This window comes from Pseudoalteromonas espejiana DSM 9414 (assembly GCF_002221525.1).
GTDB classification, from domain to species: domain Bacteria; phylum Pseudomonadota; class Gammaproteobacteria; order Enterobacterales; family Alteromonadaceae; genus Pseudoalteromonas; species Pseudoalteromonas espejiana.
The window spans coordinates 2,086,046-2,112,274 of record NZ_CP011028.1; the positions used below are offsets into that span (position 1 = coordinate 2,086,046).

The window sequence follows — 26,229 nt, forward strand, 5'->3', positions numbered from 1 at the left end:
TTGAACGCTAAAACTGTTTTAAATATTTAAACTTGTTCGATAATACATACCCACACGAATGACACAGATGTGCCAAATAAGAATTTTAATAAAGGTGTATTAAATTGTGAAAGAAGTACTTTTTAACACTCACGATCTCGCTTTAATTTTTACCATGTTTATATGCTTATCGTTTAGCGTATTTTTAATCACATTGAAAAAAGGGAATAAATTAAGTAACTGCCTACTTGCCTGCTTTTTATTAGCTCAAGCCGCTATCCCTATGGATAATCTTATAAACTTTGGTGAAGCATTTAGACCTTTTGCATTAAATTTATCGCCAAATTTGTTTTATACATTCGGCTTAGCATTTTGGTTAGAAGTCCCGCTACTTTTGCTCTATATAAAATCGTTAGTTAATAAAAATTATGAAGTTAAAAAAATTGACGCACTGTATTTTATTCCTTTTATACTTTATGCCATCTATTTCACACTAGATTGGCTTATGCTCGACAACAGCGTTAAATTAGATGCACTCCAGAACGGTACCATTGAAACTACACCTATCGTTGATCGTATAATTTATTTTTCTCGGGAATGTTTTCGTTTTTCTATCAGTGTTTTATGCTTTTTAGAATTACAAAAATATCAAAAAAATATCAAAAATGAATTTGCAGAACTAGAAAGTGTCGATCTGACTTGGTTAAAAGTCTTAGTTATTGGCTTTTTAGTAGTTCATTTAAATGCAATATTTGTCTCGCTTGGCATTATTATGTCTTATGACATTGGGATAATTGTCGATCACGAACTATTAGGGCTTACCTCTAACTACGCGGTACTTTTATTAATAACGAGCCTAATATTTTTTAGTGCAGGTCATTCAAGAATATTCCAAGGTATTGACGACACACTCACTACCGAACAAAGTAAATTGCCAGAGGTTTTTGAACCCGAAAAAATACAAAAAATTGAAAGTTACTTGCTAAAAAACAAGCCTTATTTAAACCATTTACTCACACTAGATAACCTAGCAAGCCAATTAGGAATGGGGTCAAGAAGCCTTTCATCAATAATTAATAGGCACTTTGGTAAAAACTTTTTTGAGTTTATAAATCACTACAGAATTGAAGAAAGTAAACGGCTGCTACTTTTAGAAGAAAATAAAACAGTGACCATGTTGGACATTATGGATAAAGCAGGGTTTAACAGCAAAGCGACTTTTAATACATTTTTTAAAAAACTAGTGGGTATAACACCCACTCAATTTAGAAAAGAGCATTGGGAACGCCAAGCAAAAGCTTAGATTGTCCGCTTACAACTCTCTACAACAATGCATTATGGCGTATAATTTTTTAAAATATACGCCTGATGATCGGGCATTACATTTGCTGAGCGACTAATTACTAATTCAATATTTTTTAGTCTACGCTCTATTTCATCATGGCTTAGTCTATCAACTAGTGGGTGGTAGCTTTTAGGTTTAATGCCTTGTCCGTGCATAACAGCAAGCCAAGATGTTTCGTTAAATAACTCGTTGTCATGTCTAAAAATACGCCCGTTTTCACTAAACATATCTATTTTTTGTTTTAACGAATCTGGCATTTCTATGTTTTTACAATAACGCCAAAATTCACTATCATCGCGATTTGTTAACTTATAATGCAAAATAATAAAATCGCGAATACGATGATACTCTGTTTCAGTTTGCTGATTAAACAAGTCAATATCGCACTGCGTAAAAGCTTTACTTGGGAACAACGTCATCAGTTTTGCAATAGCCGACTGAATTAAATGTAACCCTGTAGATTCAAGTGGTTCAACAAAGCCTGCCGATAAACCAATAGCAATACAGTTTTTATTCCAACTTTTTTTACGCATACCTGTAACCCACTGTAAGCCATTTATATCATTTAGAGGGCTTGATTCCAGTGTGTTTAATAATAAACTCTGCGCTTTATCGTCATCCATAAACTCGCTTGAATACACAAACCCATTACCTACTCTGTTTTGCAGCGGTATTCGCCAAGTCCAGCCCACACTCTGCGCCGTAGACTGTGTATAAGGGTTTAGTGATTTTGTAGATAAACAAGGCGCTGCAACCGCTTTATTACAAGGAAGTAAATGGGTCCAATCTTCGTAGCCTGTTTTAAGTGCTTGCTCAATTAGCAATCCTTTAAAACCTGAGCAATCAATAAATAAATCACCGCTGAGTACCGTGTTATCGTTTAACACTAACGACTCTATCATTCCTGTTACAGGGTTGGTTTTTACTTCATCAACCTGACCTTCAATACGCTTAACACCTTTATTTATCGCGTATTTACTTAAAAATTTAGCATAAAGGGTTGCATCAAAGTGGTAGGCATAATTAATACCTGCTAGCGGTGTATTTTGCTGGGTAGACGGGTGCATAAATTTGTTGGCGTAAGCACCTACCGATGCCAGTGAGTAGTTAGATAAGTTAGAAGTTTTTTTAAATTTTGGGTCACCTTGCATTTTCAACCAAAAGTGATGAAAAGGCAGCGCCTCCATATTAGTACCGTAATTTCCAAAAGGATGAAAATAGCGATGCCCCTTTTCCTTCCAATCTATAAACTCAATACCTAGTTTAAACGTTGCATTTGTAGAGCGAATAAACTCAGATTCATCAATATCGAGTATTGTATTGAATAGCTGAATTTGCGGAATAGTAGCCTCACCTACCGACACAGTGCCTATCTCGCTAGATTCAACAAGTGTAATGCTATAATTATCACAGCCAATAACTTTAGCCAACGCCGAGGCACTCATCCATCCTGCTGACCCACCACCGACTATAACAATAGACTTAATTCTTGAATCACTCATTTTTCATTACCTTATATAACAAAACGCTATGACTGCTAAATAAGCAGTCATAGCGTTTATTTATGTACTAATGGTATTTATTAAAAGTTACCTTTTAAAATAATACTAAATCGACGTTCGCTGGCAAACCAAGACCGTGATATACGATTATTATCGTTGTCTATTTGCATAGAAGTACGCGCCACTTCGTTTGTTAGATTGGTACCTTGTAAGCCAATTTGAAATGAGTCCGTTAGATTATAAAATACAGAACCATCAAGCTGACCACCCGCCTCGTTATAGATAGGTAATTGAGTTATTACATCTTTACTGGTTAGCAAATATTCAGAGCGCCAGTTATAAGCTAAGCGTGCATTTATGCCATATTTTTCGTACATAGCTACAATGTTTATGTTGTCTTTAGAAAGCCCCTCAAGAGGCAATCCATCAAATGCAACATCGGCGCCTTCTGTTGAATCAGGCTTATCTGGTGATAACCCTGCATTTGGTGATCCTTCTTCTTCAATATAGGTATAGTTAAACTGCATCCCGATACCACTAAAGGAACCAGGTAAAAAGTCATAAAACTGCTGGTAAGCCAGCTCAAAACCTTGCACAGAACCTTCATCACCATTTGTAGCACCGTTTACTTGTACTACCTGAGTAGCACCATTATTAGCAAACTCTCTATCTACTGAGCCATTAATAAAATAATTACTCATATCTTTATAAAAGAATGATGATGTAAGTGAACCCACTCCTTCAGAGAAATACCATTCTAGCGCTAAATCGTAGTTGTACGACTCCATTGGTTTTAAAAATGGATTTCCCGAGTTAGCTGTATAGCGTGAATAGCGTGCGTCTTGAATTTGTCTTTCATCTGAGCTTTCATCGTAGGTGATCACTAAGTCTTCAGGCGTGATTTTTACAAAGTTTCTTAGGTTTCCTAAAGCCGGCAGTGCTATAGCTTCTGAAAAGCCAAAGCGTAAAATTAAATCATCTTTCAAGTTTAATTTTACATTTAAGCTAGGCAGTATATTTGTGTATTCGCTGTTTGCAGTTTGCTCTGTAAATCCTGCATTGCCAAAGGCCGCTTGATCCGAGGGTAAAAAATTATCGGGATCGGATGCATCGTTAATATCGCCAACGGTATCTGGGAATGTTAAAAAGCCATCTGTTTCGTTTTTTATTTTTACATAGCGTAGGCCCACGTTGCCGCTATAAAACATGTCACCTAATTCACCTTCAAAATTACCTTTAATATAAAACGCATTATTCACCTCAGACGTTTCATTAATTTCGTTATTTAAAAAATCTCCAATCGCGCCGTCTCTGCTCGACAAACGTTGCCAATTTGGTGATAAAGAAGCAAAGGCAGATTCTGCATTATTATAGTCTTTTACAAATGACTCTTTAGGAAACAAAAATGCTCCCTCTGAGGCAACATTTAATACCCCGCCTCTGGCGAAGTTATCAAAAGTTACTTCCTCATAACTATCGCCTAAACTAGCACCTAGCTCGTCGCCTTGCGCATCAAACCATGCACTGCCATTACCTGCCCACGCCTCAGACAGCCATCCCCAATTAAAAGTAGACTGACGTGTAGTTTGCTCTCGCTTAGCATAACGAGCACCAACTTTTACGCTAGTAAAAAAGCCACTATCAAATGTGTATTGTGTATCACCTGCAAAGGCAACTTCTTTACCATCATTATCAGATATGTGATCCATTGCACTGCGCCAAAAATAGTTATGAGGATCGGTAAAAAATCCTGCATCGCCTCTATTTGCTGGGTCAAGTAAAGTAATATCAGGTAACTCTGTGCCGTTTTGTTCAATACCAATTACAGCGCGAGTTGCGCCCATAACAGAAAAATCAAAAATCTCTGATGTAGACTCTACATATTGAGCGTCAAAATTAAACGACCATGTATCGTTAGGTCGATACTTAAGATTAAAACCGTAATCGTCCACTACGTTATCTTGATCTCTAAAACGTGTGATCATCGCATGTTGTGCACCAAATTCACCTGGTGGTTGACGCTGCGCATCATTACCACGCCAACCTGCATTTGATGTAATAAAACCCGACTCAAAAAGCCCTTGGTCAGTAATATCAAACTCAGTACCTTCAAGAGCCATTAAATCATTAATAACAGCATCATCGGCCATTTCTATAGCGTGTTCAGTCCACGCTAGTGACGAATCAGAGCGAATAAATTGGGCTGTAGCTAAAAGCGTTTTACTTTCATTTTCAAACTGTAGTGCTCCTGCAAAACCTTCTCTATTTCTGTCATCTTCTTTTCGGGTTAAACGCGTAGTACGAGGCACAAATACAGCTTGCCCATTAACAAGTTCATTTTGCTCTTCGTAACGTCCTATTTGTGTACCGTCTGACTGCGCTTTTAGTTTAGAGTTTGAATAATTTACTAATACGCCGAGTCTGCCATTATCTAAATCAAATATATCGCTATATAAACCAGAATATGACGGTGTTGTTTCATCTGCAAATTCGCTATATGTTCCATCTAAAGTAAAAGCGATTACTCGGCCGTCGGCATCAAAAGGTTTACGTGTAACCAAATTGACGGTACCAGCTATACCGCCTTCAATCATATCTGCCGATTGGTTTTTAAATAATTCAACTGACCCCATTAATTCTGGCGGTACATCTTGAAAACTTAATCCTCGCCCTGAATCTGCAGTAAAAGTGTCACGGCCGTTAAATTCACTGCGTGTATGTGTTAATCCACGAACAACAACACCGCTGCCTTCAACACCATAATGATCTGGATCATTTGCAGCTGCAAAGCGTTCAATAGACACTCCCGGTAAACGGGTAATTGCCTCAAGTACACTTCGATCTGGTAAAGACCCAATATCTTTTGCTGAGATAGCATCGAGTACTGTTTCGCCTTCTCGCTTCATATTTTGGGCATTAATTAGATTTGAGCGTGTCCCTTCTACAATCACAATTTCTATATTATCTTCATCAGGTTTTACTGCGGCTTCTTCTTGTGCTGCAAATACATTACAAGAAAATGGTGATGCAATAATTGCAGAGGCAATTATCGACAAATTAAATTTACGGCTCTGTTTTATGTTCTTCATTCTTATTTCCCCAATCAGAATTTAAAGACTACTCACGTAGCACTTAAAATTCTTATCCTGTCTTTTTTGTGTATGTGGTTATCGTGCAGGTATAGGTTTAATAAAATTAAAGGCAAAAATCGCCCAAATAACCACACATACCGCTATTTGAACGCTTTATTGAGCCACTTTGGTTATTTATACATATCTAGTTTTTATAAATGGATTAATACATCGGGACTGAAAATCATACTGTTAAATAGTAATTAACACGTATTTGCAGCGCAATACCTATTATTTAGGGAATGAAAGTATGAACTTACGTAAATACGTCCATTTAAACGTTCAAATTTATATTAATCTTACCCTTAGACGACTCTAATAATAACCTCTGCTAATTTATTTTTATCACACACCCATAAAGAGTTAATAACAATGGTTAACAGAGATATAAAAGGTTTTATTGCACTTACAGCAATCGCTACTTTAGTTAGTTGTGCGCCCCATAAACAATCAAATACAGGTACAGATACACCACTTTATTTAAATGAAGCGGCAACAACTGACGAGCGCGTAAATGACTTAGTAAATCGCTTAACATTAGAAGAGAAAGTAGCCCAACTATTTGATAAAACCCCCGCGATTGAGCGCTTAAATATTCCAAAATATAATTGGTGGAACGAAGCGCTTCACGGTGTAGCAAGAGCCGGTAAAGCAACTGTTTTTCCTCAGGCGATTGGTCTTGCTGCCACATTTGATGAAGATTTAATATTAAGAGTTGGTACGGCTATTTCTGACGAAGGCAGAGCAAAGCATCATGCCTTTTTAAATGAAAATAACCACTCAATGTATACAGGGCTGACATATTGGTCGCCAAACATAAATATTTTTAGAGATCCACGATGGGGCCGTGGTCAAGAAACCTACGGTGAAGACCCTTATTTAACAACCCGTATTGCGGTTAATTTTATTAACGGCTTACAAGGTGATAACTCTAAGTATTTAAAATCTGTAGCAACACTTAAGCATTATGCAGTACATAGCGGCCCGGAGGTTTCAAGGCACAGTGACGACTACACTGCATCTAAAAAAGATTTAGCAGAAACCTATTTACCCGCATTTAAAGATGTAATAGCACAAACGGATGTAGCATCAGTAATGTGTGCATATAACAGCGTAAATGGCACGCCGGCTTGTGGTAACAACGAGTTAATTCAAAATAAATTACGTGATGAATTTAATTTTAAGGGCTACATCGTGTCTGACTGTGGCGCTATTGCCGATTTTTACGACGTAAAATCACACAATATAGTCAGTACAGAAGCACAAGCTGCAGCGATGGCGCTTAAAACAGGAACCGATTTAAATTGCGGTGATCATCATGGTAATACCTATAGTTATTTAACTCAGGCCGTACAAGAAGGATTAGTTGAAGAAAGTGATATAGATCTAGCATTAAAACGCCTTATGTATGCGCGCTTTAAATTAGGAATGTTTGATGATGCTAACAATGTGCCTTTTTCTAAAAAACCGATGACGTTAGTTGGATCTGCAGAACATTTAAAACTCACCGAAGAAGCCGCTCAAAAATCATTAGTATTACTTAAAAATAAACAATTGCTGCCTTTAAAAGGTAACGAAAAAATTGCGTTAATTGGCCCGAATGCAAATAACACCGCTATTTTATTAGGAAATTACAACGGCACACCTATCAAACCTATTACTCCTAAATACGCATTAGAAAAACGCCTAGGTAAAAATAAACTTACGTATTCTGCAGGCTCAAGCATTACCGGTGAGGTTTATACACATTACCAACCTATTGAGGCAAAGCATTTTTTTCATCTAGATCATAATAATCAAATGCAGCCAGGATTAATTGCCCAGTATTACCCAGCGAGTAATTTTGACCGTCAACCAGCTAAACGACAAATAGATAAGAATATCGATTTTAGCTGGGAACGCTCCCCTATCGACAACTCTATTGAGCAAGAATTTGCTGTTAAATGGGACGGAATAATTAAACCTGAGCAAACTGCACAATACTATTTTAAAGCCACCAATATAAGTTTTACACTTAATGGTAAAACTGTTAATGGCGCTATAACGCTTAATAAAAATGAAGAATATATATTAACTGCACAAGCTAAATTCAATCATTTTTGGCATAGCAACGTTATTAACCCAACAGCGAGTTTAGGCTGGTTGAAAAACCCTCAAAACCTTACTCAACAAGCGCTGATCAATGCCAATGAAGCGGATGTTATTGTATTTGTAGGCGGTATTAGTGCCAATCTTGAAGGTGAAGAAATGCCACTGCAAATTGAAGGGTTTTCTCACGGAGATCGAACCAATATTAATTTACCTAAAAGCCAACTTAATTTACTTAAAAAGCTAAAGCAGACCGGTAAACCTATCGTACTTGTAAATATGAGCGGTAGTGCAATGGCATTAAATTGGGAGAACGAAAATATAGACGCTATTGTTCAGGGCTTCTATCCAGGTGAGGCAGCAGGAAGCGCGCTAGCTGGTTTACTTTACGGCGACTTTAGCCCATCAGGTAAATTGCCTATCACCTTTTATAAATCAGTTTCAGATTTACCTGACTTTAAAAACTACTCAATGCAAAACCGTACATACAAATATTATGAAGATGAAGTACTTTACCCATTTGGTTACGGCTTAAGTTACGCAGACTTTAAATACAAAAACACACGTCATTCAATAAACGCAGACACTGGCGATTTAAACCTAACAACAACAATCGCTAACCAAAGCAGTTTTACAGCTGACGATGTTGCTCAAGTTTATATTTCTATGCCCGACGCGCCAATTAGGACACCTAATAAACAATTAGTGAATTTTAAGCACGTTACTCTTAAAAACAAAGCACAAAACGACGTCCAATTTACAATTCCTAAAAATAAACTCACTTATATCAATGAGCAAGGTATTGCTGTTGCGTACAAAGGACGCTTAATTGTAACGGTGGGTTCTGGGCAAGGTATTAAAATACCAAAAGATAAATTTACAGTGTCTAACATTGTTTTATAAAAAATAATAAAAATCTAGGAATAATAAAATGGAAAATACAGCAACAGATCCCACACTTAGTGGTGAATCTATTGAATTAGAGAATAACGAAAGCGAGAACTTATTACGTATATTTTTTATCGCGTGCGTAGCTGCGATTGGTGGATTTTTATTTGGTTTTGATAGCGGTGTAATTAATGGCACAGTTGATGGACTTAAAGGTGCCTTTAACTCTGATAGTGTAGTAACCGGCTTTAATGTAGCGAGTATGCTGCTAGGCTGCGCTATTGGTGCATTAATAGCAGGTAAAAGCGCCGATCATTTTGGTCGTAAAAAGGTATTACTTGCAACTGCTGTTCTTTTTATCATCAGTGCCTGGGGCTCAGGCATTGCAGGATCGTCGGGGGAATTTATAATTTATCGCTTAATTGGCGGCTTGGCGGTAGGAGCAGCTTCAATACTAACGCCCGCTTATATAAGTGAAATAGCCCCGGCACGTTTACGTGGTACGCTTACTTCTATTCAGCAAATTGCTATTATTTTAGGATTATTTTGCTCTTTTTTAAGTAACTATTTACTCGTACAAATATCTGGGAACTCAACCGAAGTTCTTTGGTCAGGCTTTGATACGTGGCGATGGATGTTTTGGATAGAATTAATCCCTGCAACTATTTTTTTAGTCACTTTATTTTTTATTCCAGAAAGCCCGCGCTATTTAGCAATGAAAAATAAACAACAAGCAGGAATGAAAATTTTATCGCAGTTATTCGGTGCTAAAAACGCCAAATCAATGTGGGAAGAAATCAGGCAGTCATTAGGTAATAGCGAAAAAACAAAAATAAGTAACTTATTACAAACAAACACATTCAAGCTTAAACCAGTCGTTTATATTGCAATTGGGCTTGCAACATTACAGCAACTAGTCGGTATTAACGTGGTATTTTACTATGGCGCTATATTATGGCAAGCCGTTGGTTTCTCAGAATCAGATGCACTTTTAATCAATATTATTAGTGGCGTAATTAGCTTAATTGCCTGTTTTATTACTTTATCGCTTATTGATAAATTAGGCCGAAAGCCCTTTTTGCTGATTGGGTCAATGGGCATGACCTTCTCGCTCATTGGTTTAGTTGTCGCATTTTCTAACGGCACTATAGACCCTCAAGGACAATTACAACTTGGCGACTGGGGCTTTACTGCACTTGTACAAGCCAATTTGTATGTGTTCTTTTTTAACCTTTCATGGGGCCCTGTAATGTGGGTAATGCTCGGCGAGATATTTCCAAATAACATGAGAGGATTAGGTTTAGGGGTTGCAGGGCTTGCTCAATGGCTGGCTAACTTTTTAGTTACTATGACCTTTCCTATATTGCTAGCCGGTGGAGGGCTTGCTCTCGCGTATTCGCTCTATGCATTTTTTGCTTTTATATCAGTACTTTTTGTTATTTACTTATTAACAGAAACCAAAGGAACAAAGCTAGAAAACGTATAGCTTTATCGTCCTAAATAGCTAAATTTAGGGCGATAATTTTTTAGTGCCTACCCAACTAATCTATAACCTACCGCTGGCTCAGTTAAGATATGAATAGGGCTTGCAGGGTTTACCTCAAGTTTTTGTCTTAGTTGCGCTACATGTACACGTATATACTCAGGTCTGTTAATGTATTGCTCCCCCCATACCTGACTTAAAATAGCATTATGAGTAAGCACTTTATCTTTATTTTGAAACAACATAAGTAAAATTTTATATTCTTTATTAGTGAGCTTTACATCGCTGCTGTTAAGCGTAACTATGTGCTTATGCGGATCTATAATGATGTTTCCGCATTGCAGTGCCAAACTGGGCTGTGTATTTAATCTTAATAGCACACGCATTCTTGCCAGAAGTTCGTTCGCACTAAAAGGTTTTGTTATATAATCGTTTGCCCCATTATCAAGGGCTGTAACCTTTTCCACCTCGCCATCGCGAGCCGAAAGCACTAATATTGGTATTTGGCTCCATTGTCGTACTTCAAGTAACCAGGCCTGTCCATCCATATCAAGCAATCCCAAATCAAGTAACACTAAGTCAAAGCTTTGCTCACTCATTAATGAAAAACCATCAAGCCCTTTCGCACTAATTGATACGTTGTAGCCACTGGCACCTAGTAATGTTTTTAAAAAACTTTGCAGTGCAGGTGAGTCCTCTAGCACCAATACATTAATCATTCTTTGCACCCCAGCTAAGTATTGCTGTGGCTACTTGGGTCAGCTCATCAATAGCTAATACAAATTCACCTTGATGAAACTGCGCAACTACATCGCAAATTACGCTACCAAGCCCAACGCCTTCATCCGAACTGCTTGGATGAGCAACTATGAGGTTACCTACCACTATTTTATAATGCGTTATATTATCAATTCGCTCAGTATTAAAGCCCACTGTCGCCACTCCATCACCGAAACGAGCCGCGTTTTCGAATATATTCGCAAGCGCGATTTCTAAAAGTGTCATATCACCTATACAACAAGCAGCTTTATCAAAGACTAACGCTAAGTTAAAACCGCTTAATTGCTGCTGCCTGCGTGCTTTAGCCTCAGTAACAAGTGTATGTACGTTGATAGATTGCCATGCTAGCTGCTCTCCTATTTTATTTACTCGGCTAAGCTCCATCACTTTATTAAAATGCTGATTTAAGATTTTACTTTGCTCATAAATATTTTTTGCTTGTTCCGTAATTGATGCCTTACTCAGCTCAATATTTTCATCAGCTAACATGCTTGATGAGCCCATAATAGTAGCCAAAGGCGTGCGTAGATCATGAGATAAACTACGCAGCAATGCGTTTTTAGCACGTTCTAACTCTGCTTGTACTTTCATCGATGCCGACTGGTTTCTAAGATTTGAGTTTTCGTGGACCTGAAATAACAAAGACAGTGCCGTATCTATAAATGCACGGTTTTCAGGACTAAGTTCGGCATTTGAACTAAAGCCGCCCCATTGTGTGTTTTGTTCGATATTAAAGTACTCTCTATTATCCATTCTATTACTGTTCCAACGAAGTGTAATACCTAGATGGTCTTTAATCGAGGTTGTAAATACTTGGCGCTGAGCGTTTATATCATCAAGCCCATTAAGCGCCTTAGCTAACTCATATAAACATCGTGTATTGCTGGCATGTAACTGGGTATCACGAACGTTTTTACTTAGCTCACCCGCCAATTTGCTTATCATCAAGCCGACTATAAGCATGACAGTAAAAGTGACTAAGTATTCAATTTTTTCGATATGAAATGTAAAGTACGGCAGTACAAAAAACCAGTCGGTACATGCCACACTAACTAACGTTGTAATCCCCGCTAAGGCCGCATTTTGACGCACCGCAACCCATGCCACCCAAAGTAATTGCAGCATGACAATGTCGGTGGTCGTTAGCCACTCTCGAACTGGAAAAATAGCCAACACAATAGAAATAGGCGCAACTGTTGTTAATAAAAGCGGCTTAAGCCATCTATTAATACCCATTTGTGCACTCCCATAAAATTCTCTTTTTATAGGTTACTGCTTTTTAATATATTGTGTATAAAGTTTTTATAAAGATTTTTGGCTCTAGTGTTAAATGTTTATAAAGCTTAGTTGTTATGGGGTGACTATTTTTTAAAATCTCATAGTCTTTGCTATGTCGTATTTTTTCAATAGGAACACACATGGCACAGTTTGCAGTAATTGGATTAGGTAGTTTTGGTGTAACCGCCTCGCTTGAGCTTGCTAATCAGGGGCATCACGTTTGCGCAGCCGATATAAGCGAAGGCACCATTAACGCGTTTGCTAATCAGTTAAATTACACCGTCATTTTAGATGCTAGTGATGAAACACAACTTGCTCGACTCGACTTAACTAGCTGCCAAGCTGTATTAGTTGCAATTGGTGAAAATATAGAAGCGAGTATTCTATGCGTGCTGCATTTAAAAAACCTTGGTGTTAAACAAATATGGGTTAAAGCGTGCTCTAAAAGCCACCATCAAATTTTAAGCAAACTTGGCGTATCCCGTATTATTCACCCAGAAGAAGAAATGGGTGTAAGAGTCGCCCATGCACTTAACTACCCTATGGTTAGCCAGTACTTTGCGCTTACACAATCTACATTTATTGTTGAGCTTGCCATAGATTTACATTTATCAGGGCGCAATATTGGCTGGCTTTTAAAAGAGCGTAACTCAGACATAAAGCCACTTACCTTACGCCGAGATGACAACTTTAATACAGACCTAACACTCGACACCGAGTTACGCCATGGTGATAGCCTTGTATTACTAGGCTCCAAGCATTATTTAACAAAACTTACCAAACGGTTTAAAGCCTTATGATCAACTGGCAAGCAAACGTACTTCCAAAGCAATTTAATCGCCGTTTAAATAATTTCAAAAGGCCTGTTAATCCCCCTTTAATTTTAACTGCTGTTTTTTTTACACTCATTATTTTCGGCACTTGCTTATTACTATTACCTTTTGCAAGTGTTGAATCGCTTAGCTTTATTCAAGCTTTTTTTACTGCATCCTCTGCGGTTACAGTAACAGGCTTAGTTGTTATTGATACAGGTACTGCACTAACCACATTTGGGCAATGTGTTGTGATGGTGCTTATTCAAATTGGAGGAATCGGCTTTATGACCGTAGCCGTTATTTCGTTTTTAAGTATTGGTAAAAATTTAGGCTTAAAACAACGTCTACTTGCAAGCCAAGCATTCGATACAAGCGATTTAAATGGAGTGATCCATGTAGCTAAATGTGTAATAACTTACTCGCTAATAATTCAAACTATAGCATTTTGCTTATTTTTTATTAGCTGGATAGATGACTATGGTATTGCGGGTAGCGCCTACCAAAGTCTATTTTATACTATTTCGGCTTTTAATAATGCCGGGTTTGCGCTAGACAGTAATAGCTTAATGACTTTTAAAAGTGATATATCTGTTAATCTTATTATCAGTGCATTATTTATAATCGGTGGTTTAGGGTTTACCGTTTTAATAGATATATATCAACAACGTCGCTGGCATAAATTAGCAATCAATACACGTATTGTATTAATTGCGAGTGCTGTAATTAATTGCTGTGCATTTTTTCTTATTTTTTTATTTGAATATTCAAATCCAGCCACACTGGCCAACCTACCTTTTAACGAGCAAGTAATTGCAGCCTGGTTTCAAGCAGTAACACCGCGTACTGCAGGCTTTAATACTTTACCTATTAGCCAGCTAACTTCCGACTCAACATTACTTACATTGTTATTAATGGTAATAGGTGGTGGTTCGGTAAGTACAGCAAGCGGTATTAAAATTGGAACTTTTGTTATTTTGATACTTGCTATGTATAGCTATCTGCGCCAAAAACCACAGGTAACCGTACTTAACCGAGAGCTAAGCGACAAACTTGTGATAAAAGCACTAAGCGTTGTAATTTTGTATTTATTTACGGCTTTTTTGAGCATCATGATTATGAGTAAAATTGAGCAAGCGTCACTTTTAGATATTACTTTTGAAGTAATTTCGGCATTGAGCACTGTAGGTCTATCTCGTGATTTTACTAGTAATTTAAGTATACCAAGCCAGCTAATAATAATTTTACTTATGCTGATTGGCAGAGTAGGCCCACTGACATTTGCATATTGTTTTGCAAGACCTAAATTACAACCTCTTAAGTTTGCAAAAACAACCATACAAATAGGGTAACTATTATTAAACCAACTTAGCGGGCATAATTTATGTAAGGTTTTATTGCGGTGCAAGCTAGAAAATTAACGACTCCTAAATATGGCTTTATCTATTGGGAGTCTTTTATAGAAAAATAAAGATGAATATAAGCACTATTTTTCATTGTAGGTATGAAAACAAATAAAATAAGCGCCAAACCATTACAATAGTTTTAGCGCTTATTAAAGGAATAATATTTACCCTTTCATTTGTTCAAGCTCTTTGCCTTTAGTTTCGTTTAAAAACTTAAATACAAATATTACTGAAACACACGCGCAAAATGCGTAGAAACCATACGCACCTGCTAAACCTATACCGGTTAGCATTACAGGGAACGACCAGGTAATTAAAAAGTTAGCTATCCACTGGGCAAAACCGGTAACTGCAAGGCCTGAACCGCGAATTTGGTTAGGGAACATTTCGCCTAACATAACCCACATTACAGGGCCCCACGATAGGTTAAAAAAGAACACGTACGCGTTAGCGGCAATTAAAGCAACTATGCCCTGCTCTCCTAATTCTAAGTTACCGGTTGGGCCAATATCTGCATTTAAAAAGGCATAAACAATAACCGATAGCGTCACTGTCATACCTATAGAGCCGGTTAACAAAAAAGGTTTTCTGCCAATTTTGTCTATAAAATACATGGTAATAAACACCGCTAAAATACTTACAAAGCCGCTTATTATATTAATGAGTAGCGCATCAGACTCAGTAAAACCTGCGGCTTGCCAAAGTACCGCGCCGTAGTAAAAAACAACGTTAATGCCTACTAATTGCTGAAATGTCGCTAAGCCAATTCCTATCCAAACGATGGGGCGTAAACTTTTTTTAGGTTTATCAATAAGATCAGATAATTTAGGTTGGTGTCTATCGGCAGCAAGCGACTGTGCTATTTCACTTAATTTGTGAGCGGCAGTTTTATCACCATATAATGACGATAACACCCGTGTAGCAGCGTCTTTTTTACCAGCCATAATTAAGTATCGAGGGCTTTCGGGAATAAAAAATAAAGCGATTAAAAACAAGCATGCAGGTAATAACTCAACCCAAAACATCCAACGCCATGTTTCAAAGTCGAGCCAAAATATAGCCGTAGAACCACCAGCAGTATTGGCTAAAAAGTAGTTACTCACAAATGCGCTAAACAAACCAAAAATAATAGCCACTTGCTGAAGTGTAGAGAGCGTGCCCCTGTATCGAGCGGGTGCAATTTCGCTAATATAAGCTGGGGTCATAACCGAGGCAGCCCCTACCGCTAAGCCGCCTAAAATACGATAAATCACAAATTCAAGGGATGTGACTGATACACCCGAACCCCAAGCACTTATAATAAATAAAGCAGCAGCAAGAAGTAAGATTGGGCGTCGCCCAAATTTATCAGCCAACCGCCCGGCGCAAAATGCACCAATGGCACAACCAATCAGCATGCTCGATACGTTAAATCCCGTACCCGCACTACTGGAGCCAAACGCTATTTGTAACCCATCAACAGTGCCGTTAATTACGCCACTGTCAAAACCAAATAAAAACCCGCCAATGGTCGCAACAAAGCAAACCAGTACTATTAAAAGTACATTTTCTTTCTCGTTCATAAGTATCCATATTGTGTGTTGTTGTTATTTTATATAGATTTTGAAGCTCAAAAGGGTGTGCGTACTCGTTTATTTAGTTATTTTTATTGGCTGAGCTTGAGTCTCTTTCTATTAATTCAAAATCTAAAATATGTCTTAAGTCTAAGCTAGTTACCTTGCTCAAATCGTTGTATTGACCCGACGCAAGCATGGTAATCGCAAGCTCAGCCATTTCATTAATGGGTTGCTTTACGGTTGAAATATTTGGCCAAACTATGGTTGCAAGTTGCGTGTCATCAAAGCCAACAACCGAGAGTTCGCTTGGAATATTAATACCTTGCTTTTGAGCTATAGAGATAACAGCAGCCGCCATATCATCGTTAGCTGCGAAAATAGCTGTGGGCTTATCATCAAGCGAAAGTAATTTTATTGCTGCTTCCATTCCAGATTGATACGTAAAACTGCCCTGCTCTATATACTCAGGCGGCGTTATTATTTTATTAGAGCGCAACGCATCTAAATAACCTTGGTAACGCAAACGGCTTACACCTTGTTTAGTATCGCCAATAATATGTGCAATTTTGCTATGCCCTTGTTTTATTAAATGCTCGGTAACGTCAAACGCGGCTTGGTAATCGTCCATGCATATATAAGGTGAGCGATTTAATTTTGTATCTGGCGTTATTCTTACAAACGGAACATTTGCTTTTGTCAGTACATCTAAAACCTGTTCGTTGTCGCACATAGGAGGCAGTAAAATCATTCCATCAACCTGTGTAACATCAATAAGTTGTTTTACCGATTCAATTGTTTTGTCAATATCGGTATGCGCTTCGTCAACAACAAGGTGATAGCCCAACGCGCGGCATTTTTTAAGCGCTGCCAACAAAAATTGGCTTATGTAAGAATCACTTGGGTTATCGTACAACAGCCCTAAAAAGAATGACTTAGTGCTAGCAAGACGCCTCGCAGACACATTTGGTCTGTAGTTTAAATGTTCAACAACCGCCATTACTTTTTCACGGGTTTTGTCGCTTACTTTTTTGTCTTGATTAAGCACACGCGAAACGGTCATCATTGATACACCCGCCTGCTCGGCTACATCTTGTATTCTTGCTCTTTTAGGGTCGGCCATATTCTTATTACCTACTCACAATCAGTGGATTGTTATAATTAACTTTCTTAATTTTCATTATACATAATTGTAAAGCTTGATATTGTTTACAGCGCATTTTAAGTGATTACGTGTTGACAAAGTAATATACTACACTGAAAATGTTAGCGCTAACAACAACTTTATAATATTCACAAATAATAATATAAAAAACTTAATAAGGCCTATAGTATGAACATCCTGCAAAATCCAATTCTAAGAGGCTTTAACCCAGATCCCAACATTGTCAGAGTTAATAACGACTACTACATAGCTACCTCAACGTTTGAATGGTTTGGCGGTGTGCAAATTCACCACTCTACCGATTTAGTAAATTGGCGAGTCATAGGTCAAGCGCTTAACAGCGTAGAGCAACTCGATATGCGAGGAGTGCCCGACTCTTGTGGCGTTTGGGCACCGCAACTTAGCTACAGCAAAGGGTGTTTTTATTTGGTATACACCAATGTAAAAAGCTTTGACGGCCCGTACAAAGACACCCCTAACTATTTTGTATCAACCACTGATATTACCGGTAACTGGTCACAAGCGACTTACTTAAACTCTAGCGGTTTTGATCCGTCTATTTTTCACGATGATGACGGTAAAAGTTATTTGCTAAACATGCTGGTTGATCATCGCAACAATGCACTATTTGGTGGCATCGTAATGCAAGAGCTTTGCCTAAAAACCAATAAGCTAATAGGCGATGTGAAACCTATATTTACAGGCACAGAGCTTGGTTGCACTGAAGGCCCACATATTTTAAAACGCGGCGCTTACTACTATTTAATCACCGCTGAAGGCGGCACAGGGTATGAGCACTGCATTAGTGTTGCGCGCTCTAAAAGCGTGTTTGGCCCTTACCAAGTACACCCGTATAACCCCGTTATTACAGCAGCCCATGAGCCGGGTAATACGCTACAAAAATGTGGCCATGGGGATTTTTTTCAAACGCAAAATGGTGACTGGTATACAGTATTTTTAACATCAAGACCGCTGTCTGAGCGTGGTCGCTGTATTACAGGGCGTGAAACAGGCATTGAGCAAATAATCTGGTGTGATGATGGCTGGCCTTATGCAAAACAGACAAATAAAGCCCCTAGAGTCCACGTACCCGTTGAAGGCTTAACGCTAAACCCACAACTGCAAACTCCTACACATATTGATTTTAGCAAAGATACTCTGACTTTAGATTTTCAATCGCTGCGCATACCCATGTGCAAAAGCTGGGTGTATAAAAACACTCAAAAGTCATCGCTCACCCTAGTAGGTAAAGAGTCTTTAAGCTCATTCCATCAGCAAAGTTTTATTGCCAGGCGTGTACAGGCTCATCATACTGTTAGCACCACGTGCGTTGACTTTACGCCGAGCAGTTTTCAGCAAATGGCCGGGCTAGTATGTTATTACAACACCGCTCATTACTACTATTTGCATATAAGCGGCGGCGATGTAGGCGATGAAACCAAATCGCGTTATTTAAATATAATTAGCTGCGATAAATACCAAACAAGTACGCCTGTTGCACCGCTTTTGCTTAAAATAAACAAACCTGTTTACTTAAAAGCTGATTTTAATGGCGCTCAGCTACAGTTTTACTACGCCACTGAGGAGAACTGCTGGATAAAGTTTGGCCCAATGCTCGATGGCAGTATTTTATCTGATGATTACGTGCAGCAATCACCGCAAGGGTATCGCCCGTGTTTTACCGGTGCCTTTGTTGGTATGGCGTGCCAAGATTTATCGGGGCAAAATAAAGAAGCTCACTTTTCATTTTTTAATTATGATGAACCTAGCGGCGAATAAATCGCCGCCAGTTAAGTTTATTTGTTGATTGAAAGCTGGTTTAACAACCTTTTAATTAAGCTCATTTAAAATAATGCTTTAATACGTTCCATTTGCGATTGTAAGAGCAAACTTTGAGAGTGGCTCATAATGTCACTCTCTCGTTTATTTTCGCTCAGTAAGCGACCTACTTCTTGAGCTTCAAAGCTGTAACCTTGTGACTGCCTGCCATCTTCAAAATGCTCAATTAAATCATCAAGCTCATACAAAGAGCACTCGTATGCTCTAAACGCATCGGGTATTTTTATATAACCTTTATCGCCAATAATATACGCGCCATTCCCTAACCGGCATTGAAATGACGTTGTTAAACTCACCATTACATCACCACAATTAGCACTAATAAGCACATCGTCCTCTACGCCTTTGTAGCGAATATTCGCCCTTACGTGTAAATTTTCAAGGTCTTTATTTAAAAAAAAATTGGCAATAGCAAGCGGATAAATTCCCATATCAAGTAAGCAACCGCCCGCTAAGTCTGGATTGTATTCGCGTCCGTCGGGATTAAAAGGTACCGGGTACCCAAAGTCAGCTTTAACATGTTTAATAGTGCCTATTCGTCCTTGCTCTACCCATTTTTTTGCTTTTTGTATTGCGGGTAAAAAGTATGTCCACATGGCTTCCATTAAAAAGACGTCGTGCTTTTTAGCTAATAAAGACAACTGCTTACACTCATCAACCGACACCGTAATAGGCTTTTCACACAATACATGCTTGCCTGCTTTAATAGCGTCGCTGGCATTTTTAAAGTGAAAATTATGCGGCGTTGCAATGTAAACTACATCAACGTTTTTATCATCAAATAATGCTTGATACCCTTCGTAAGCATTTGCCGCGCCATACTTGCTCGCAAAAGCGGTTGCATCATCCCCACTTCTTGCTGCAACCGCATACGCAACCCCATTATTTGTATGTGCTAAGTCTTCACAAAATTGTGCCGCAATTCGTCCGCAGCCAACAATACCCCAATTTATTTTTTTCATCGTGTTTCCTTATGATCTTAAAAAGAAATTTAAGTTAATACACCTAACTCAGTAAATATAATGTTAAACATAGCTTAAAAACTAGCTTGACTTAACAATATCAAATCATTAATGTTAGCGCTAACACTAAAACAACATTTGAGCATAACATTTATGTTTCTTGGTATCGATTTAGGCACTTCAGGTGTAAAAGTAATTATTTTAGACGAACAAGACTCCTTACTTGCACAGGCTAGCGCTACTTTGAGCGTTTCACGCCCTGCACCGCTTTTTTCTGAACAAAACCCTACAGATTGGTGGCTTGCTACGTGTAGTGCAATCGAAGATCTTAAAAATACTCATCCAGGGCTCCTAAAAACAGTAAAAGCGATAGGCCTTTCTGGGCAAATGCATGGTGCTACACTGCTTGATAAAAATAATAATATTATTCGCCCCGCCATTTTATGGAACGACGGTCGCAGTGCAGCACAATGTATAGAGCTTGAAAACCGCGAACCTAACTCTCGTAGCATTACTGGCAACATAGCCATGCCTGGTTTTACTGCACCTAAATTGGTGTGGTTAAAAAAACATGAGCCAGCAAACTTTGCAAAAGTAGCCAAAGTATTGTTACCAAAAGACTACCTACGCTTTTTAATGACCGGCGATTTTGCATCAGACATGTCTGACTCAGCAGGTACATTATGGTTAGACGTACAAAAAAGAGCATGGTCGCAAAAAATGCTTAGTGCTTGTGACTTAACAGAGCAAAACATGCCTACTCTTTTTGAAGGCACACAAATTACGGGCAAATTAACTGCTGAAGTCGCTGCTAAATGGGGTATGGAGCAAGTACCTGTTGTTGCAGGCGGTGGCGATAATGCCGCAGGCGCTGCTGGTGTGGGCGTTGTAAAGCCAAAACAAGCATTTTTATCATTAGGTACTTCGGGCGTTTACTTTGTTGCCAACGAAAAATACCTGCCTAATCCAGAAGGTGCAGTACATACCTTTTGTCATTGCATTGAATACACCTGGCACCAAATGTCAGTAGTGTTAAGCGCAGCAAGCTGTTTAACCTGGGTCACTAAATTAACCGGCTTTGAAAACGAAGGTGCTTTGCTTGAACAAGTAAGCAAATGCGACTTTAGCAAACCAAGCTCAGTGATATTTTTACCTTATTTAACTGGCGAACGTACACCACACAATAACCCCGATGCCAAAGGTGTGTTTTTTGGTTTAGACAGTGATACCGATGCAGCAGCCCTTGGCCGCGCAGTACTCGAAGGCGTCGCTTTTGCCTTTGCCGATGGTCAAAAAGTACTGCTTGATGCCGGCGCGCAAATTGACGATGTAACCGTTATTGGTGGTGGAGCTAAAAGCCCACTGTGGGGAAAAATCATAGCAAGCGTACTCAATCGCCCCCTTATTTACCGAGAAGGCTCAGAAGTTGGCCCTGCATTTGGCGCCGCAAGACTTGCCCGAATAGGAGTAGAACAACTCCCTGCACAACAAGTGTGTGTAAACGGCAAAGTAACGCAAACAATTGAGCCAGACCCAGTTATGCAAGACTTTTACGCACAACAATACACAACATACAAAGCACTTTATCAAAGTGTAAAAACATACTTTTAAAACACTATTATAAAATTAATGGAGCACAATATGAGCGAGCAATTTTTTACAAACGTTGAAAAAATTAAATTTGAAGGTGAAAACTCTAAAAACCCATTTGCATTTCGTTACTACGACGAAAACAAAGTAGTGCTTGGCAAAACAATGAAAGAACATTTACGTTTTGCAGCCTGTTACTGGCATAACTTTTGTTCTACAGGGTTTGATATTTTCGGTGAAGGTACGTTTGACCGTCCTTGGATCCAACCTGTAGGCAACCAATTAGAACTAGCTGAACAAAAAGTAAAAGTAGCTTTTGAATTTTATGAAAAATTGGGCGTTCCTTACTTTTGTTTTCATGATGTTGATATTGCCCCTGAGGGTAAAACACTACAAGAAAGCCACGATAACGTAACGCATATTGCTAACATTATTGAAAAAGAAATGCAGCGCACAGGTGTAAAACTACTGTGGGGTACTGCTAACTTATTCTCAAATCAACGTTTTTGTGCCGGTGGTGCAACAAACCCTAATCCTAATACATACGCATATGCAGCAGCACAAGTTAAACATGCAATGGAAATTACGCATCGTTTAGGCGGCGAAAACTACGTACTTTGGGGTGGCCGTGAAGGGTACGATACGCTATTAAATACAGACCTCGCACAAGAAAGCGAACAGTACGCACGTTTTTTGAAAATGGTTGTAGAGCACAAGAAAAAAATAGGTTTTAAAGGCACATTATTAATTGAGCCAAAACCACAAGAGCCAACTAAGCACCAGTACGATTACGATACAGCAACAGTTGCAGGCTTTTTACACAAGCACGGCCTACAAGACGAAATTAAAGTAAACATTGAAGCAAACCACGCAACACTTGCAGGTCATAGCTTCCACCACGAGATTGCAGTTGCTTGCGCAGAAGGCATTATGGGCAGTATTGACGCTAACCGTGGCGACATGCAAAACGGTTGGGATACAGATCAATTCCCTAACGATGTAGCTGAGTGTACGCTTGTTGTTTACGAAATTTTAAAAATGGGTGGTTTTACAACGGGTGGCTTTAATTTTGACACTAAACTTCGTCGTCAATCGTGTGAGCGTGATGACTTATTCATTGGCCACATTGGCGGTATGGATACGATGGCTAGAGCATTACTCAATGCAGCAGCAATGATTGAAGGTGGCGAGCTTTCTGACTTTGTTGAAAAACGTTACGCCGGTTGGAAAGAAGACCTAGGCCAAAGCATTCTAAATGGTGAGCAATCACTTGAAAGTCTTGCCGAGCTAGTGCACGAAAACAACATCGATCCTAAGCAAGTTTCTGGTCGCCAAGAGCTGCTTGAGAATATTGTTAACCGCTACGTATAAGGACATCGCCCCGGTTTAAAAGCCGGGGCGTACATCATTATGAACTTGTTAGAACAACTTAAAAAAGTAACAACGGTCGTTGCTGATAGTGGCGATGTAGAGTCAATTAAAGCGCTACAACCCATTGATGCAACTACTAACCCTTCGTTAATTTTACAAGCTGCAAAATTACCTCAGTATAAACATTTAATTAGTGACGCTATAAGCAAAGCTGGCAATAATGTTGACGACATATGCGACCAACTTATTGTTAACTTTGGCTGTGAAATACTAAAAGTTATACCTGGGCGTATATCAAGTGAAGTAGATGCGCGATTATCATTTAATACGCAAGCAAGTATTGCTAAAGGCCGAAAACTCATTTCGCTTTACGAAGAAGCAGGTATTTCAAAAGACCGCGTGCTTATTAAACTTGCCTCTACATGGCAAGGTATTAAAGCTGCTGAGCAATTAGAAAAAGAAGGTATAAAGTGTAATTTAACCCTGCTTTTTTCGATGGCTCAAGCCATTGCCTGTGCACAAGCTAATGTAACGCTTATATCACCGTTTGTAGGTCGAATTCTTGATTGGTATAAAGCCGCTGAAAACAAAGAGTACACCCCAAGTGAAGACCCTGGTGTACGCTCAGTTACCGGCATTTACCAATATTATAAAAAGTATGACTATAAAACCGTGGTAATGGGCGCAAGCTTTAGAAACATAGAAGAAATAATTGAACTGGCTGGCTGTGATTTATTAACTATTTCACCCGCACTATTAAATAGCTTACAAAATCAGCAAGGTGAGCTAATTACTAAGCTTGACGCTTCAAGCATTGCCAAAGCGCCAAGAAATCAAATCACCAAACTCACCCACGAGCAATTTTTATGGCAGCATAACGAAGATGCAATGGCCAGCGAAAAGCTCAATGAAGGTATTCGTAACTTTGCCAAAGATCAGCGTACTTTAGCTAAATTGGTTGAAGACTTACTAAACTAATCTCCCTCAAGCCTGCCAATTATTAGCAGGCTTTTTTAATTATATTTGAGGTAATATATGACTCAGCTTTCTTCTCGTGCGCCTTTTGCAAATGCCATTCGCGCACTCAGTATGGATGCCGTACAACAAGCTAGTTCTGGCCACCCTGGCGCACCTATGGGCATGGCCGATATAGCAGAAGTACTATGGAACGACTTTTTAAATCACAACCCAAACGATCCAACATGGCCTAACCGAGACCGCTTTGTGCTAAGCAATGGTCACGGCTCTATGCTTATTTATTCTTTATTACATTTGAGCGGATACGATTTACCTATAGATGAACTTAAACACTTTAGGCAACTACATTCAAAAACCCCAGGCCACCCTGAATATGGCTACACACCAGGCGTAGAAACTACAACAGGCCCACTTGGTGCGGGTGTATCAAATGCGGTAGGAATGGCTATTGCCGAAAAAGCGCTCGCTACACAATTTAACAAAAACAATTTTGATATTGTAGATCATTACACATACTGCTTTATGGGTGATGGCTGTTTAATGGAAGGCATATCACATGAAGCATGCTCGCTTGCGGGTACATTGGGGTTAGGTAAACTTATTGCCTTTTGGGACGACAACGGTATATCTATTGACGGACACGTTGAGGGCTGGTTTACCGACGACACTGCTAAGCGCTTTGACGCATACGGCTGGCACGTAATCACAGATATTGACGGCCACGACCCAGAGCAAATTGCAAACGCCATTGCACAAGCAAAACGAGTGAGCGATAAGCCTACCCTACTTTGTTGTAAAACTGTGATTGGTTTTGGCTCACCAAATAAGTCTGGTTCTCACGATTGCCACGGTTCACCATTAGGTGATGACGAAATAACCGCTGCACGTAAATTTTTAAACCTACCAAATGAAGCATTTAGTATCTGCGATGATATTTACGCCCATTGGGACGCTAAACAAAGCGGTAACGAAAAACAAAAACAATGGCAGCAATTATTTAGCGATTACACAAACAGTTACCCAGAGCTTGCTAAAGAATTTGATCGTCGCGTCATTAATCGCACCCTGCCTGAAAACTTTGAAACGATTGCAAACGACTATATTGCAAAGTGCAACAAAGACGCCGCTAACATTGCCAGCCGAAAAGCTTCGCAAAATACCATTGAAGCCTTTGCACCGCATTTACCAGAGTTACTGGGTGGCTCTGCCGATTTAGCCGGTTCTAACTTAACGCTGTGGTCTGGCTCTAAAGGTATCTCCTCAGATGACGCCAGCGGTAATTACTTGTTTTATGGTGTTCGCGAGTTTGGTATGAGCGGCATAATGAATGGCATATCATTGCACAGTGGTTTTATTAATTACGGCGCAACATTTTTAATGTTTATGGAATATGCCCGTAATGCAGTAAGAATGTCGGCACTTATGGGCATTCAAAATATATTTGTGTATACCCACGACTCTATTGGCCAAGGTGAAGATGGCCCAACTCATCAACCTATTGAGCAGCTAGCTAACCTACGGATGACACCAAACCTAGTTACATGGCGCCCATGTGATGCAGTAGAAACCGCTGTTTCGTGGAAAAACGCAATACAAAATCAGCAGCAACCTACTGCGCTTGTATTTAGTCGCCAAGGGCTTAACCATCAGTCTCGTAGCCCGCAGCAAATTAACGACATAGAAAAAGGCGGCTATATTCTTAGCGATAGCACTAAAGCACCTGAGCTTATTTTAATAGCAACAGGCTCTGAGGTTGATTTAGCAATGCAAGCAGCCAAAGAGCTAACAGAACAAGGCGTTGCCGTGCGTGTGGTTTCAATGCCAAGCACTACACTGTTTGATTTGCAATCAGACGATTACAAGCAAAGTGTATTACCAAACTCAGTTGTAAAGCGCATTGCAATTGAAACCTCACACCAAGATTACTGGCTTAAATATGTTGGCTTACAGGGTAAAGTAATTGGTATGAGTACTTTTGGCGAATCGGCGCCGGGCAACGTGTTACTGGCCCATTTTGGATTCACTCCTGAAAATGTCATTAATACCGCGAAAGCTTTATTAAAAGTTAACGCTTAATAC

At 39.1% G+C, this 26,229-nt stretch carries 17 protein-coding genes; 10 read left to right on the forward strand and 7 right to left on the reverse strand.

Annotation, left to right across the window (positions count from 1 at the left end; all coding sequences use genetic code 11):
* The first annotated feature begins 106 nt into the window (after nt 1-106).
* The gene (locus tag PESP_RS09555; RefSeq protein ID WP_089347820.1) at nt 107-1,282 is read left to right on the forward strand and encodes a helix-turn-helix domain-containing protein; all 1,176 of its coding nucleotides are present in this window, start codon (nt 107-109) and stop codon (nt 1,280-1,282) included.
* A gap of 32 nt (nt 1,283-1,314) precedes the next feature.
* Here PESP_RS09555 and PESP_RS09560 read toward each other — a convergent pair whose 3' ends face one another.
* Nucleotides 1,315-2,826: a tryptophan halogenase family protein gene (locus PESP_RS09560; RefSeq protein ID WP_089347821.1), complete on the reverse strand. Its 1,512-nt coding sequence runs from the start codon at nt 2,824-2,826 to the stop codon at nt 1,315-1,317.
* An 80-nt stretch (nt 2,827-2,906) separates the two neighbouring features.
* Complete coding sequence (locus tag PESP_RS09565; RefSeq protein ID WP_164504414.1) at nt 2,907-5,915, reverse strand: TonB-dependent receptor; 3,009 nt, start codon at nt 5,913-5,915, stop codon at nt 2,907-2,909.
* 414 nt (nt 5,916-6,329) lie between these two features.
* Here PESP_RS09565 and PESP_RS09570 point away from each other — a divergent pair, with 414 nt between their 5' ends.
* Together PESP_RS09570 and PESP_RS09575 are read left to right on the forward strand one after the other, a co-directional pair.
* A complete protein-coding gene (locus PESP_RS09570; RefSeq protein WP_089347822.1) occupies nt 6,330-8,948 on the forward strand; it encodes a glycoside hydrolase family 3 C-terminal domain-containing protein in 2,619 nt (872 codons plus the stop codon).
* A gap of 28 nt (nt 8,949-8,976) precedes the next feature.
* Nucleotides 8,977-10,419 (forward strand): sugar porter family MFS transporter, encoded by a 1,443-nt coding sequence (locus PESP_RS09575; RefSeq protein ID WP_089347823.1) that lies wholly within the window; start codon nt 8,977-8,979, stop codon nt 10,417-10,419.
* Nucleotides 10,420-10,466: 47 nt separating this feature from the next.
* Here the strand turns inward: PESP_RS09575 and PESP_RS09580 are convergent, their stop codons facing one another.
* Together PESP_RS09580 and PESP_RS09585 are read right to left on the reverse strand one after the other, a co-directional pair.
* Entirely contained in the window at nt 10,467-11,135 is a 669-nt protein-coding gene (locus PESP_RS09580; protein WP_089347824.1) for a response regulator, read from the reverse strand.
* Nucleotides 11,128-12,432, reverse strand: a complete 1,305-nt coding sequence (locus PESP_RS09585; protein ID WP_089347825.1) for a DUF4118 domain-containing protein — start codon at nt 12,430-12,432, stop codon at nt 11,128-11,130. The genes PESP_RS09580 and PESP_RS09585 overlap by 8 nt, the downstream gene beginning before the upstream one ends.
* Nucleotides 12,433-12,614: 182 nt before the next feature.
* Here PESP_RS09585 and PESP_RS09590 point away from each other — a divergent pair, with 182 nt between their 5' ends.
* Together PESP_RS09590 and PESP_RS09595 are read left to right on the forward strand one after the other, a co-directional pair.
* On the forward strand, nt 12,615-13,274 hold the full coding sequence (locus PESP_RS09590) for a potassium channel family protein (RefSeq protein WP_089347826.1): 660 nt from the start codon (nt 12,615-12,617) through the stop codon (nt 13,272-13,274).
* Complete coding sequence (locus PESP_RS09595; RefSeq protein ID WP_089347827.1) at nt 13,271-14,638, forward strand: TrkH family potassium uptake protein; 1,368 nt, start codon at nt 13,271-13,273, stop codon at nt 14,636-14,638. The genes PESP_RS09590 and PESP_RS09595 overlap by 4 nt, the downstream gene beginning before the upstream one ends.
* A gap of 218 nt (nt 14,639-14,856) precedes the next feature.
* Here the strand turns inward: PESP_RS09595 and PESP_RS09600 are convergent, their stop codons facing one another.
* Nucleotides 14,857-16,260 carry a sugar porter family MFS transporter gene (locus PESP_RS09600; RefSeq protein WP_371862717.1) on the reverse strand — a complete coding sequence of 468 codons (1,404 nt, stop codon included), beginning with the start codon at nt 16,258-16,260 and terminating at the stop codon, nt 14,857-14,859.
* Between the two features lie 67 nt (nt 16,261-16,327).
* Complete coding sequence (locus tag PESP_RS09605) at nt 16,328-17,368, reverse strand: LacI family DNA-binding transcriptional regulator (protein WP_089347829.1); 1,041 nt, start codon at nt 17,366-17,368, stop codon at nt 16,328-16,330.
* A 210-nt stretch (nt 17,369-17,578) separates the two neighbouring features.
* Here PESP_RS09605 and PESP_RS09610 point away from each other — a divergent pair, with 210 nt between their 5' ends.
* Nucleotides 17,579-19,189, forward strand: a complete 1,611-nt coding sequence (locus PESP_RS09610; RefSeq protein ID WP_089347830.1) for a glycoside hydrolase family 43 protein — start codon at nt 17,579-17,581, stop codon at nt 19,187-19,189.
* Nucleotides 19,190-19,254: 65 nt separating this feature from the next.
* On the opposite strand, the gene PESP_RS09615 is transcribed toward PESP_RS09610, so the two are convergent.
* Nucleotides 19,255-20,211 (reverse strand): Gfo/Idh/MocA family protein, encoded by a 957-nt coding sequence (locus PESP_RS09615; protein WP_089347831.1) that lies wholly within the window; start codon nt 20,209-20,211, stop codon nt 19,255-19,257.
* 153 nt (nt 20,212-20,364) lie between these two features.
* Here PESP_RS09615 and xylB point away from each other — a divergent pair, with 153 nt between their 5' ends.
* From xylB to tkt, 4 genes are read left to right on the forward strand one after another with little or no spacing between them, the layout of a single operon-like run.
* Nucleotides 20,365-21,822, forward strand: coding sequence for a xylulokinase (xylB, locus tag PESP_RS09620; protein ID WP_089347832.1), 1,458 nt, complete (start codon nt 20,365-20,367; stop codon nt 21,820-21,822).
* Between the two features lie 30 nt (nt 21,823-21,852).
* Entirely contained in the window at nt 21,853-23,172 is a 1,320-nt protein-coding gene (gene xylA, locus PESP_RS09625) for a xylose isomerase (RefSeq protein WP_089347833.1), read from the forward strand.
* Between the two features lie 39 nt (nt 23,173-23,211).
* Nucleotides 23,212-24,150, forward strand: coding sequence for a transaldolase (tal, locus tag PESP_RS09630; protein ID WP_089347834.1), 939 nt, complete (start codon nt 23,212-23,214; stop codon nt 24,148-24,150).
* 57 nt (nt 24,151-24,207) lie between these two features.
* A complete protein-coding gene (tkt, locus tag PESP_RS09635; protein ID WP_089347835.1) occupies nt 24,208-26,226 on the forward strand; it encodes a transketolase in 2,019 nt (672 codons plus the stop codon).
* Nucleotides 26,227-26,229 lie beyond the last annotated feature (3 nt).